We start from the raw sequence: 12881 nt of genomic DNA on the forward strand, positions 1-12881 counted from the left end.
AGAGCTTATCTAAAAGCAATATCACCGCATAGTTTTAACATACATCATATAGTATATTATTAAAATTTCAGTAACAATATGTTGTGTTAAGTAGAACAAATGTTTTATACTAGAGCATGACATTAACATCAAAAAGAGGTATCAGAACATGAATAACGTAGTCGTATATAGCAAAAATAACTGCATGCAATGCAAGATGACAAAGAGATTTCTCAGTGAACATAACGTTAACTTTGAAGAAAGAAACATCAATCAAGATCCAAAGTATTTAGACTTCCTAAAACAACAAGGTTTCAAGAGTGTGCCGATCGTTATGCAAGACAATAATGACCCTATCGTGGGCTTTCGTCCAGACAGTTTAAAGGAACTTGTAGGCTAATGGTCGACATCGCCTTTTACTCAATTACTGGCCAAACAAGACGCTTTGTAAATAAGCTTGGTCTTAAAGGATATGAAATAAACGATGCCGATCCATTCCACGAAATGGGTCGGCAATTTGTTCTTATTGTCCCTGCTTACGATGATGATATGATGGATTCAGTAGTCGATTTTCTTCAATACAAGACTAACAAAAGCAATTGTATCGCTGTCGCTGGCGGCGGTAATCGGAATTTTAACACTCTGTATAACCACACGGCAAGAGATATAGCTACTGGACTAGACGTCCCAGTTGTTTTCGAGTTTGAATTTAATGGCACCAATAAAGACGTAGAAAATTTTAAGAAAGTAGTGACTGACCTTGGGACTAAATAATCTAGATGTAACTAAAGTAACTTACTTTAAATTAAATAATGAGATCAACATCCCCGTAGACGGAAAGATTCCTTTAAATAAGGATCAAGAAGCTATCAAAGCTTTCTTCAGCGAAAATGTTGAACCCAATACTAAAAAGTTTGCTTCCTTCAAGGAACATATCGACTATTTGATCGATAATAATTTCATCGAAAAAGAAGTAATCAGTGAATACCCCTTTGATTTCATCGAAAAACTTTATCAAAAATTACTTGATAAGCACTTTCAATTTAAATCATTCATGGCCGCCTACAAGCTTTTTAACCAATACATTCTCAAAACCGATGATGGTGATCTATATTTAGAAAACTATGAAATGAGAATTCTTTTTAATGCCCTTTTATATGCTCATGGCGACCAAGCTTTAGCTCAAACTCTAGCTATCGAAATGATCGAACAACGTTACCAACCGGCTACACCTTCATTTTTAAATGCTGGTAGAAAACGCCGCGGTGAATACGTATCTTGTTTCCTATTACAAGTTACTGATGATATGAACAGTATCGGACGTACGATCAACAGCGCCCTTCAACTGTCACGAATCGGTGGTGGTGTTGGTATCACTCTTTCAAACTTGCGTGAATCAGGTTCACCGATCAAAGGTGTTGCCAATTCGTCATCCGGTGTCCTACCAGTTATGAAATTACTAGAAGACAGTTTCAGTTACAGTAATCAACTTGGTCAAAGACAAGGTGCTGGTGCTGTTTACTTGAACGTATTCCATCCTGATATTATCGACTTTCTTTCTGCTAAAAAAGAAAACGCTGATGAAAAGATCCGTGTTAAGACACTTTCTTTAGGTGTTATCGTACCTGATAAGTATTATGAGTTGGTCAGAAATGATTCCGATATGTATCTATTCAGTCCATATTCCGTTGAGAGAGTTTACAACAAGCCTTTCTCATATATTGATATCACTAAAGAATATGACAATATGGTCGCTGACCCACGTATCAAAAAATACAAGATCAATGCTCGTGAATTAGAAGATGAAATCAGTAAGTTGCAACAAGAATCTGGTTATCCATATGTTCTAAACATTGATACTGTTAATCGCGATAATCCGATCGACGGTAAGGTTATCATGAGTAATCTTTGTACCGAGATCCAACAAGTACAAACTCCTTCAGAGATCAACGATGCTCAAGAGTATGTCAAAATGGGTACTGACGTTAGCTGTAACCTTGGTTCAACAAATATTTATAATATGATGAAAACACCGGACTTCGGTAAGTCGATCCGCGCTATGACTCGTGCTTTGACTTACGTTAGTGATGTTTCAAACATCAAAGCAGTACCTTCAGTTGCCAATGGCAATAAGCTTAATCATTCCATCGGTTTAGGGGCTATGGGATTACACACTTATTTAGCCAGCCAACATATTGAATATGGCTCAGATGAATCAATCGAGTTTATCGGTGTTTACTTTATGCTATTAAATTACTGGACTTTGGTTGAAAGTAACGAAATTGCTAAAGAACGCAACGAAACATTTTATAACTTTGATAAGTCAGATTATGCAAATGGATCATACTTTGATAAGTACACAAATACTAGTTTTGCGCCAAAATCCGAACTTGTGAAAAAACTATTTGCCGGAATTGATATTCCTGGACCAGCTGAATGGTCTAAACTAAAAGATAACGTGATGGAGTCTGGTTTATACAACGCTTATCGTTTGGCAGTTGCCCCTAATGGATCAATTTCTTATATCAATAATACAAGTGCCAGCTTACAGCCTGTCACTCGTCTAGTTGAAGAAAGACAAGAGAAAAAGAACGGAAAACTCTATTTCCCAGCTCCATTACTAGATAACGAAACAATCAAATTTTATAAATCCGCCTATGATACTGACATGCGTAAGGTTATTGATATTTATGCGTCAGCCCAAGAACATGTCGATCAAGGTATGAGTTTGACATTATTCATGCGTTCAGAAATTCCAGAAGGAATCTACGAGTGGAAAACTGATTCTAAACAAACGACGCGTGATTTAAGTATTTTACGTAATTATGCCTACTATAAGGGCATCAAATCTCTATATTACGTCAGAACATTTACAGAGAATAATGATGAAATCGGCAGCAATGAATGTGAAAGCTGCTCAATTTAGGAGGAATTTTTCAATGGTTGATACGTATTATAAAGCCATGAATTGGAATAAAATTGAGGATGTCGTAGATAAAGCTACGTGGGAAAAGTTGACTTCTCAGTTCTGGCTAGATACACGTATACCTTTATCCAACGATTTAGATGATTGGCGTACTCTAAGCAAACCAGAACAAACTGTTGTCGGACACGTCTTTGGTGGCTTGACTCTACTTGATACTCTACAATCTCAAGATGGTATCCAAGCTATGCTCAAAAACGTTCGTACTCAAGCAGAGACGGCTGTTTTTAATAACATCCAATTCATGGAATCAGTCCATGCTAAAAGTTATTCATCAATTTTCAGTACTTTGAACAGTGCCGAAGAAATTGAAGAAATTTTCGAATGGACAGATCATAATGAACACCTTCAAAAGAAGGCCAAGTTCATTAATGATGTTTACCAAAACGGTACATCTTTAGAGAAAAAAGTTGCCAGTGTTTTCCTAGAAAGCTTCTTATTCTATTCTGGTTTTTACACACCTCTTTATTATTTAGGTAATAATAAGTTAGCCAATGTGGCGGAAATCATTAAATTGATCATTCGTGATGAATCAGTTCATGGTACTTACATTGGTTACAAATTCCAGTTAGGATTTAACGAACTCGACTCTGATGAACAGGATAAAATGCGTGACTGGATGTATGACTTCTTATATCAACTTTATGATAATGAAGAACAATACACTAAGTCACTTTATGAAGAAGTTGGCTGGGTCGATGAAGTTATGGTCTTCTTGAGATATAACGCTAATAAGGCTTTGATGAATCTTGGACAAAGTCCTCTCTTCCCAGATGGAAATGCTGAAGACGTTAATCCAATCGTTATGAATGGTATTTCAACTGGTACCAGCAACCATGATTTCTTCTCACAAGTAGGTAATGGTTATCTTATGGGTAAAGTTGAAGCTATGAAAGATTCCGATTATGATATTGGCCTAAAAGATGGTAATTCGTTAATTAACAAACTAAAAAAATAACGGTCATTTTAAAAATAGAGTTGATGGGCACTTTGCCTTCAACTCTATTTTTATATACAATTTATAAAAAAGAACATCATTCCATAATTGGTAGAAATTTTGTGAGGAAAAAATGAAATATTTAGTATTGTTCCGTGGAATAAACGTTGGTGGAAACAATAAAGTCCCTATGCAACTGCTCCGAGACGAGTTCACCTCCGCCGGGTACAACGATGTACACACATACATCAACAGTGGCAACCTATTCATAACGTCTGGACTACCTTTAGGAAAAGTAGAATCCCAGGTAGCTGACATATTATCATCCAATTTCGATTTCCCAATCGACTTTCGAGTCCTGTCCGAATCTGAATATAAAACTGACCTAGAACAAGCACCAGAATGGTGGGGACATGACAAAACATTACGCCATAATGCCCTCTTCAAATTGAATTCTTATGACGCCAAATGGGACGAGTGGCTATCAACGAAATTAACTGAATACGATCAAGTAAAAATCACGAAAAACACTATTTTTTGGACCTCAACTTTAAAAATAAACTTCAGTAAATCCTTTTACTCAAAAATAATGGGAACAGATTTCTACAAACAAACCAGTGCCAGAAATTTTAACACAACTACTAAACTATTGACTTTATTCTAAATTACGACAAAGAGACAATGTAAATGCAGGGTAGGTTTAGAGAATCATATGTAACAAAAAACGTCTGATCACATTTAAGTGATCAGACGTAATACTACAATTGACACCAATTAGGTTAATGCCAGATTCTTAAAAATCCAAATTTATAAATAACCACCAGACTCAATTTTAGTAATAACTGCTCTAGCATCATCGGTCGTTTTCGTGGACATCAAGTCATTACGAATCTCTGCAGCATGCTTCATCCCTCGAACATAAATCTTAAAGAATCGTTGTAGTGGAGCAAAGTGTCCGGGAATACCTTTAGCAACAAACTCATCATACAAATCGAGCTGATACCTCAATAAACTCAATAACTCTTCACTTGAATGCTCATGAGGGATTTTTTCAAAAGCAAATGGATTACTGAAAATTCCTCGTCCGATCATAATTCCATCGATACCAGAATGTTCTTTTGCTAACTTCATTCCTGCTTGATAATCAGCAATATCGCCATTTATTTGTAATAAAGTATCCGGAGCTATTTCATCACGCATTCGAGCAATGTCATCTATCAACTCATAATGAGCCGGAACTTTACTCATCTCTTCACGAGTACGCAAGTGTACCGTCAAAACTGGAGCTTTTTGCTTCAATAAAAACGGGATCCATTCTTTATATTCATCAACTTCACTGTAACCAATTCTCGTTTTAATAGTTACAGGAAGATCAGTTCTACGAGCACCATCGATAACTCTTTGTGCCGTGTCAAAATGGCGGATCAAATCACTTCCACTATGATTTTTAATAACTGCAATATCTGGACAGCCCATGTTTAAATCAATAGCTTCGTATCCGTCTTTCTTAACTTCCACAACAGCTTTGGCAAAATCATCTTCGTTACTACCCCATAGTTGGACGATAGGTTTAGGAGCCTCTGCTGGATCAATATACAGCCGTCCTTTGGTAGCTTTTTTGGCAATTGGATGTGTGATACTTAACGCATTGGTAAATTCGGTATAAAAAATATCTGGAGCAGCTGCCTTAGCTACTACTCGACGGAAAACTGATCCGGTCACAGCCTCCATCGGTGCCAGACTAAAAAATGGGCGATCTTCCGATTTAGCTTTTTTAATAATATTATTCCAGTATCCTGAATTGGTCACACTCTCATCTCCTGAATTCTTTTAATTCAATACTACATTTAGGCAAAAATAAGTAGCCTACTTTTATTATCACGTCTAATAATTGTATGGCACTTCCGTTATTGATGCTATCTTTTTAGCTTTAAAATAATCTGATTATCACAACTCCACAAATCATAACTAACAAACTGATAATTTGGGCTAGGGTGATAGGATTTTTCTTTGATTCTAAAATTCCAAATTGATCGATCATTAAACTACCGATCATCAGACCCAACAAAATAATAACAACTGATAAGCCTGTCCCCACAATTGGAACCAGATATACATTACCTAAAATATACAAAGCACCAATAATGCCACCAATCCACATCCACCAAGGATTACCCTTTTCAGACTTAATCATCTGTAATTTGGGACGCGTGATTATAACGATCACTAAAATACAAAGTGTCCCGATCAAAAAGGAGAAAAATGCAGCCTTAACTGTGGAATGCAATATAGCTCCCAAATGTCCATTAATCGCCGCCTGAGCCGCACTTAACATCCCTGCAATAATGCCAAATAATCTCCAAATAAACAATCCAGAACTCTCGCTATCCATTTTATGGTGCCTTTTACTGATCAATTCATTGATCGACACAGCTCCAATAACTCCAAGTAGAACTAAAATTGCTCCCAAGATCCTGATCAAAGTTAGCGGATCTTTTAGAGAATAAAATAGACCAAAATTATCCACGATCAGTCCCATAATTATTTGTCCTAAAACCGGCATTATAACTGTCTGAACACTACCTAATTTTGGAAATAGCAGAATATTAGCTGTTAAATATGTAACTCCAAAAATACCACCGATCCATAACCAAACCGGCTGTTCCGTAAACATTTTTAGTGGGAAGAATAAACTGTGATCTGCTATTAGGGTTATGATAGCAAGCAGTATTGTCCCAACCGTAAACGACGTCAATGATGCCAAAAAAGGCGAGCCTAAGGAAACTTTCAAGCGAGAATTAATACTGGTCTGAATAGGAAGTCCTATCCCAATAACTAATCCGATCATAATAGCTAACATTTAATCATCCCTCTCATATTCATTTCATTGTACTCAAAAAAGCTTGCCAAATGTAAATTGGCAAGCTTTTTATTAACTTCTATATCCAAGTAACATAGCGATAATTAAAATTACTAGAACAATCGTCGTAATTACCACATACATCGTATCTTTTTCTTTGTAAAACGCATATATCGAAACAACCACTCGCAATACTGGTGTTAAGATCAATAAAAATATTCCCAGCATAATGATCGCATAGGATTTACCAGCAACAATACCATTTAAAATAGTACTGAATCTAGTTGGAAAGTTTCCTGTATAACCACTGCCATTTAGGAAATAAAGCATGATTCCAATAACGATCACAATTGCCGAAGTGACAACCCCAATCCGTAATATCTTACCGATAATTAATTCAACTTTTCGCATTTCTTCATGCATTAGAGGTTCACCCCAAATCCTTTAAGAACCATTTGAACACCCATATACAAAATAATTGGGATAAAAATCATTCGAATAATTTTTGGTTTGAGTACTTGCATAATTCTGGCACCGACCGTAGCACCAATCAAAACACCAATCGCCAAAGGTCCAGCAATATCCGGTCTGATAGAACCGTTAAAGAAGTAAACTGTAGCACTAGCAGCTGCAGTTACACCCATCATTAAATTACTAGTAGCACTCGAAGGTTTTAACGGCATTTTCATGATCGTATCCATAGCGATAACTTTGAAAGCACCACTACCAATACCCAACAAACCACTAGCTAAACCAGCGGCCCACATCATAATAAAACCACCTGGAACATTCTTCATTGAATAATCAACTTGCTTTTGTTCCGACTTATCATAGTAAGTGTTTGCTAAATTCAACTTATCTACTATAGGATCATGACCTGTGTAGACATTCTCACCCTTTTTATCCATCAACTTACGAATCATATTATAAGTCGAATAGAGTAGGAAAAATCCAAACAATACATACAAAAACGAACTAGAGAACAGTCCTACCAACAGAGCACCCATGATTGCCCCAACGGTCGTCGCTATTTCCAAAAACATCGCTACACGAAGATTCAGCATATCGTCTTTTAAATAGGCAATAGTCGAGCCGGAACTCGTGGCAATAACAGATATAATACTTGCACCGATCGCATATTTGATATCTAATCCCATCATAATAGTCAAAATCGGCGTAATGATCATTCCACCACCGATACCTAGAATTGCTCCCAGACCTCCGGCAAATAATCCCATTAATAATATCAGTAACATTGAATTCATTACTTTTCCTCGGTTTCTGATTCATCCTTCTTATTGAAGTTTTCTAAACTAGTTTGATAGTTCTCTTTCATTATATCTAAAGTCTTTTTGATTTCATCATTTTCTAGCTTATTTTCTGAAATTAAATCAATATGAAACTTCGAGGCGTTCAAATAATCACATCTCGTTGAAAGATAAAGTTTAGTTTCCGCTTCAGCATCATCATCGAAGAAGTGAGTAACTTTCTTTGCATCATCAAACGGTAGATTGATAATTCCCGTTTCTAAGTAAAAATCAATATCAAATTCAGCATCTGCCGCATGGATCATAACTTGTGATAACTCATCTTTATCCAATTGAGTTTTAGCCTGCTCCAAGACCCAAGTATCAGCTTGTAAAAGATCATCTTTACTGATCTCATAATGATCTTGTTTGAATTCGCCTTCTTGAACTTTTTCCATAAAATCTTTAACGTTTATTTTCATAATATTCTCCTATTGATCATGCCGTAAAAACTTTTCCACAGCTTTTTGATAATTAACTGAATCGATATAGTAGCTACGAATATGCACACCCTGACTGATATATTTTCCTTTATAAAATTGTCCACAGGTGTATAACTTTTCTTCCATTGAGAACGGAACTGTAAAATCGTTTTGGCCATGCATAAACAGCATCGGAATTTTATTATGCTCTAATGCTTTCATACAATCCGACTGTCCATAAAAAAATCCTGCCCGTATCTTAGAGACAAGCGATATACCATTGATCAACAAACGGCCTTTGATGTGATACATATTCTGTGCATGATACGACAAAATATCCTTGGTACTAGTATATCCGGAATCCTCAATAATTGCTTTGACCTTACCGGATACCTTGGGACTCGTCAGCATAACCGTGGCGGCTCCCATAGATGCACCAAATAAAATAATTTCTTCATGCGGACGTCTACTCTTTAATTCATCTATCCAATCGATCAAATCAAGACTTTCGATATAACCATAGCCCATATATTTTCCCGAACTTTTACCAGCAGCCTGATTGTCAATCTGCAAGATATTATAACCTAAATTATAAAATAATTGAGCATGAATATTCAATGAACTGTGATCGACTGCAAAACCATGAACTAATATAACCGTCGTATCCGTAGGTTTTTTTGCTTCTGTAAACCAAGCATAGAGTTCATTCTGGTTAAATTTTGAATTAATTTTCCATTCTGATTTTTCTACTTTTATGAATTCAGCTGTCTTATCATCTAATCCTGGATCTCTTTTTATATCAGGAGGATTTGAACCTAATGCACTCGATCCCCTTTTTTGAATATACAAAAAGAAAGCATTCAATACTAGCATGATCAATAACAACAATATTAATACAGAAATAATTAGTATCATGGATACTCCTATTCTAATTCTTTAATACCCGTCATCGTTGCAGCAATTAATAACATCATTATCGTAATTGCATAGAACATGTGCCCAAAAGTCAACCAAGTAACTACTAAACTACCAACATAAGGTCCTAAAGCTCTACCTAAAGAACCAAACATACTATAGAAGCTTTGAAATGTCCCACGATTTTTATTAGTTGAAAATTTACTCAATAAAGCCGGGATCGTTGGAAAGACCATTGATTCACCTACCGTAACGATCAACATACTAATAACGAATGCCATATAAGTTTTAGCAGTTGGCAAAATCAAAAATGATAACCCCATAATAGAAATTCCCAAGAGTAATTGTGTCTTTAAATATTTAAATATTTTTGAAACCACACGATTCATTAATGGTTGAATAATCAATAATGAACCCGCATTGATTGTAAATGTTAAACCATATTCACGGGTAGTAAAGCCCTTATTAAGCATATAGACGGACATATTACTATCCCATTGTGAGTATCCGATCCAAACAATCAAAATAGCTATACAGAGAATAATAATATTTAATCTAAATCTGCGGAAACCAATTTTAATACGTGGATCCTCAACATCATCAGTAACAGAATGTCCAGAGCTTGCTTTATGCTCATTTTGTTCCTCAAAAATATTAGCTTTAAATGCCAAAATAATTATACATAAAATAAAAATAAGTACGGGAATAAAAAAGGTCAAAAAGATACTAGCATTAAAGATGAATCCGACCGCAGTTGAACCGATTGCTATGCCTAAGTTTGCCGCCAAATACATATTATTGAAAATAATTCGACTATCTCCAACCATCTGCTCCGCTGCCAGAGCCGTATAGGCATTGATAGCAGTATAGGAGATTCCCATACCGAATCCCAATAGGATCAAGTATACGACATATGATGGCCATATATGGTGAAAAGACATGACAATCAACGAGAATACCGAAATAAAATATCCTATATATAAAGTCCAACGCTTAGAAAATCTATCAAACATAACCCCGCCCAGCGCATTACCGACCATCATCAAAATAGAATAGATCATCAACGCAAAACCGGCAGTAGTAAGTGGCTCATGCAGATTTTTATGAATAAAAATCGTATTAACAGGTAATATAAATCCCATCACCATGTTAAAAGTCATATTCAAAATCAATAGCCATCTTCTTTGTGACTTCATATCTCTCACCTCTTCTTAAAATTTTTCATAAAAAAAGCCATGGTTTTCACCATGGCTAACGGTAGTACTCTATACGAGCAATCAGTATGTCGGTTCACACGACTACTGAAGATATCGCTCACAATACGGTGAGTGGTGCATGATATCCTACCACAAGTGCCGTCCAAATTCGGCGGCTCTCGACTCATCGCACATTCACCATCATAATATATTATTTGCCCAGTTGCAACAGCAACAACTTAAAGATCTGGGTTTTGTTCTACCTTTTCTTCTGTCCAAATTTTATAAATCAAATTAAGTAATCCACCCATTTGACCATCAACACCGTTGTACATCCAACGATAAACACAGGCGTCTTTCTTCATCTGGTCTTCAGGAAGATCAGCACTATTAGCAGTAACAACAATATCTGCATCCTTAGAGTCACTAACAATCTTAGCATATGGTAAAGACTGAAGTGTTACTGAAAGATCAGAATAAACTAGGAAGAAAGATTCAAGCTCAAGATAAATCTTAACTTTTAGATTCTTATTATATAGAGAGAAAAATCTGTAAGCAATCGAGTAGAGTGCCTCTGAAATAAGTTTAGATTTCCCCTTCAAAGAATTATATTTATCACGCAACATTAAGTGTTGAACCGTTGACTCTACTTTACTTTCAAGATTCTCATCTTTAATTTTACTTACAGCGTCACCAAAACCAGAGAATAAATTCAAAATCTCAATATACTTGTGGTCAAGAGCCAAAACGCCAATGATACAAGTAGTTAAATTATACTTATAACGTAAGAACTCTTTATGTGATAAAGCTAATTCTGAAACAGTTTGCTCAACATCAATTGGAATCAAATCCAAGAAATCATCAATAAAATTAGCAAATAAAGGATTATATCTTACTAATTGTTTAGAAACAGTCTGTAAATACTCACTCGAAACTTCAAATGTAGTAGGAACACACATCAAAAGAATATAGAAGTCAGCTGATTGGAACATTTGCTCCTCGTAACTAACATCTTCTTTGATTGCCCGTTTCAATTCACGAACTCTCTCGTTACCAGTATCCCCTTCAAGCATTGGACTGGCACCTTCAAAAATATTAGGGAATGGATAATTGATCACATTCAAAGCATCCATATTTTGCATATGGTTACCGTCAATAATTCTATACAAATGAGCCATAACTACATAAGCGTAGAATAATTTAGTAATATGATTAATTGTCTTCATACGATATTTATCTAGTGCAATATCAACGACTTTAAAAGCAGTTTCCTGAGTAAAGTCCTCAAAAGGCCAAACATATCCACGAGTTGCATTCCAATATAGGGCAGCAATCGACAAACGAATAGCTTCTTCGTCTCCAACAAAGCGCATAGGTTCATAGGCGATACGAACACCAAAACGCTTTAGATAACTTCTTACTGGCTTCAAGTGACGTAAAACAGTTGCTTTACTACTATTCATACTAGTATAGAAATGTTTGAATGAAGTTTCTGTACCCTTAACGATCGAGTCCATAAACTTATAACCATCAGAATTCGTAGTCAAGTAGGAATGATAGGCATCACGAGTAACAGTAAACATTTCTTCTACTTCATAATCATCTTTACCAAGAATTTCTTTAAAGTCTTCCTGTATGCCTAAAAACGTATTATAAACGCTTCCGTAACTCTTATTCATTTGGTAAGCGGCCTTACGAAGATTTATATCCTTCACCACTACATGTCTATTTCGGTATGTTCCGATCAGATCGGCGCTTGCCAGTTGACTGGTTCTTATAAGTCTGATCTTATTAAATAATTGAATTTTTTCAATTTCGGATTTTGATAAAAATAAGTCAGTAAAACTATCCAAAATGTTCACCCCCGTAGTTGTTATTATATTATAGTAAAAAACACACTATTTTTTTATTAGCATTACCTTCATTATGCCCACTAAAAGAATTAATACTCAGATGGGTTTTAATTTTTTATTAGGCAGTATGACCGTTAAAACAGCATTTATAACACACACATTTAATAGTATTAAAAGAATATTAAATATAACATATCTAATAAGTTATTTTACGCTTTATGTTCAATATGTATAGTCTTTTTTAATCATTATATAATAATTATAAACAAAGAATATAAAAAATCCAAAAAGAGGGCAAAAAAAAGGAAGGACGTTTGTCCTTCCTTTTAGAATTGCGTGGCAACTACCTATCCTCGCGGGTAGTTTCCCACCAACTACTTTCGGCGTTAAGAAGCTTAACTTCTGTGTTCGGCATGGGAACAGGTGTAT

The 12881-nt window shown here is 35.6% G+C and carries 13 protein-coding genes and 1 rRNA gene; 5 read left to right on the forward strand and 9 right to left on the reverse strand.

The annotated features are described in order from the left end of the window. Positions 1-148 precede the first annotated feature (148 nt). From nrdH to EKM60_RS08355, 5 genes are all read left to right on the forward strand, one after another. Positions 149-379: a glutaredoxin-like protein NrdH gene (nrdH, locus tag EKM60_RS08335; RefSeq protein WP_125714377.1), complete on the forward strand. Its 231-nt coding sequence runs from the start codon at positions 149-151 to the stop codon at positions 377-379. Then, complete coding sequence (gene nrdI / locus EKM60_RS08340) at positions 379-753, forward strand: class Ib ribonucleoside-diphosphate reductase assembly flavoprotein NrdI (RefSeq protein ID WP_125714379.1); 375 nt, start codon at positions 379-381, stop codon at positions 751-753. Before nrdH ends, nrdI begins: the two co-directional genes overlap by 1 nt. Continuing rightward, complete coding sequence (gene nrdE / locus EKM60_RS08345; protein WP_125714381.1) at positions 740-2905, forward strand: class 1b ribonucleoside-diphosphate reductase subunit alpha; 2166 nt, start codon at positions 740-742, stop codon at positions 2903-2905. Before nrdI ends, nrdE begins: the two co-directional genes overlap by 14 nt. Before the next feature lie 13 nt (positions 2906-2918). Next, positions 2919-3920: a class 1b ribonucleoside-diphosphate reductase subunit beta gene (gene nrdF, locus EKM60_RS08350; protein ID WP_125714383.1), complete on the forward strand. Its 1002-nt coding sequence runs from the start codon at positions 2919-2921 to the stop codon at positions 3918-3920. Positions 3921-4032: 112 nt separating this feature from the next. Then, positions 4033-4563, forward strand: coding sequence for a DUF1697 domain-containing protein (locus EKM60_RS08355; protein ID WP_125714385.1), 531 nt, complete (start codon positions 4033-4035; stop codon positions 4561-4563). A 143-nt stretch (positions 4564-4706) separates the two neighbouring features. Here EKM60_RS08355 and EKM60_RS08360 read toward each other — a convergent pair whose 3' ends face one another. The 9 genes from EKM60_RS08360 to rrf form a co-directional block, all read right to left on the reverse strand. After that, positions 4707-5708: a tRNA dihydrouridine synthase gene (locus EKM60_RS08360; RefSeq protein WP_125714387.1), complete on the reverse strand. Its 1002-nt coding sequence runs from the start codon at positions 5706-5708 to the stop codon at positions 4707-4709. Between the two features lie 121 nt (positions 5709-5829). Next, a complete protein-coding gene (locus EKM60_RS08365; RefSeq protein ID WP_125714389.1) occupies positions 5830-6759 on the reverse strand; it encodes a DMT family transporter in 930 nt (309 codons plus the stop codon). 72 nt (positions 6760-6831) lie between these two features. After that, complete coding sequence (locus EKM60_RS08370) at positions 6832-7182, reverse strand: DUF1634 domain-containing protein (protein WP_125714391.1); 351 nt, start codon at positions 7180-7182, stop codon at positions 6832-6834. Beyond that, positions 7182-8024 carry a sulfite exporter TauE/SafE family protein gene (locus EKM60_RS08375; protein ID WP_125714392.1) on the reverse strand — a complete coding sequence of 281 codons (843 nt, stop codon included), beginning with the start codon at positions 8022-8024 and terminating at the stop codon, positions 7182-7184. Before EKM60_RS08375 ends, EKM60_RS08370 begins: the two co-directional genes overlap by 1 nt. Continuing rightward, a complete protein-coding gene (locus EKM60_RS08380; protein ID WP_125714394.1) occupies positions 8024-8488 on the reverse strand; it encodes a hypothetical protein in 465 nt (154 codons plus the stop codon). Before EKM60_RS08380 ends, EKM60_RS08375 begins: the two co-directional genes overlap by 1 nt. A 9-nt stretch (positions 8489-8497) precedes the next feature. Further along, positions 8498-9403 carry an alpha/beta hydrolase gene (locus tag EKM60_RS08385; protein ID WP_125714396.1) on the reverse strand — a complete coding sequence of 302 codons (906 nt, stop codon included), beginning with the start codon at positions 9401-9403 and terminating at the stop codon, positions 8498-8500. An 8-nt stretch (positions 9404-9411) separates the two neighbouring features. Continuing rightward, positions 9412-10599, reverse strand: coding sequence for an MFS transporter (locus tag EKM60_RS08390; protein ID WP_125714398.1), 1188 nt, complete (start codon positions 10597-10599; stop codon positions 9412-9414). Between the two features lie 239 nt (positions 10600-10838). Further along, positions 10839-12452: a helix-turn-helix domain-containing protein gene (locus EKM60_RS08395; RefSeq protein ID WP_125714400.1), complete on the reverse strand. Its 1614-nt coding sequence runs from the start codon at positions 12450-12452 to the stop codon at positions 10839-10841. Positions 12453-12786: 334 nt separating this feature from the next. After that, positions 12787-12881, reverse strand: a 5S ribosomal RNA gene (gene rrf, locus EKM60_RS08400); the annotation flags it as partial.

This window comes from Companilactobacillus kedongensis, from assembly GCF_003946625.1.
Taxonomy (GTDB): domain Bacteria; phylum Bacillota; class Bacilli; order Lactobacillales; family Lactobacillaceae; genus Companilactobacillus; species Companilactobacillus kedongensis.

Bases quoted from the DNA above. Each gene is read 5' to 3' on its own strand.
- nrdH (WP_125714377.1), top strand. From the start codon at position 149: ATGAATAACGTAGTCGTATATAGCAAAAATAACTGCATGCAATGCAAG.
- nrdI (WP_125714379.1), top strand. From the start codon at position 379: ATGGTCGACATCGCCTTTTACTCAATTACTGGCCAAACAAGACGCTTT.
- nrdF (WP_125714383.1), top strand. From the start codon at position 2,919: ATGGTTGATACGTATTATAAAGCCATGAATTGGAATAAAATTGAGGAT.
- EKM60_RS08355 (WP_125714385.1), top strand. From the start codon at position 4,033: ATGAAATATTTAGTATTGTTCCGTGGAATAAACGTTGGTGGAAACAAT.
- EKM60_RS08365 (WP_125714389.1), bottom strand. From the start codon at position 6,759: ATGTTAGCTATTATGATCGGATTAGTTATTGGGATAGGACTTCCTATT.
- EKM60_RS08370 (WP_125714391.1), bottom strand. From the start codon at position 7,182: ATGCATGAAGAAATGCGAAAAGTTGAATTAATTATCGGTAAGATATTA.
- EKM60_RS08375 (WP_125714392.1), bottom strand. From the start codon at position 8,024: ATGAATTCAATGTTACTGATATTATTAATGGGATTATTTGCCGGAGGT.
- EKM60_RS08380 (WP_125714394.1), bottom strand. From the start codon at position 8,488: ATGAAAATAAACGTTAAAGATTTTATGGAAAAAGTTCAAGAAGGCGAA.
- EKM60_RS08385 (WP_125714396.1), bottom strand. From the start codon at position 9,403: ATGATACTAATTATTTCTGTATTAATATTGTTGTTATTGATCATGCTA.
- EKM60_RS08390 (WP_125714398.1), bottom strand. From the start codon at position 10,599: ATGAAGTCACAAAGAAGATGGCTATTGATTTTGAATATGACTTTTAAC.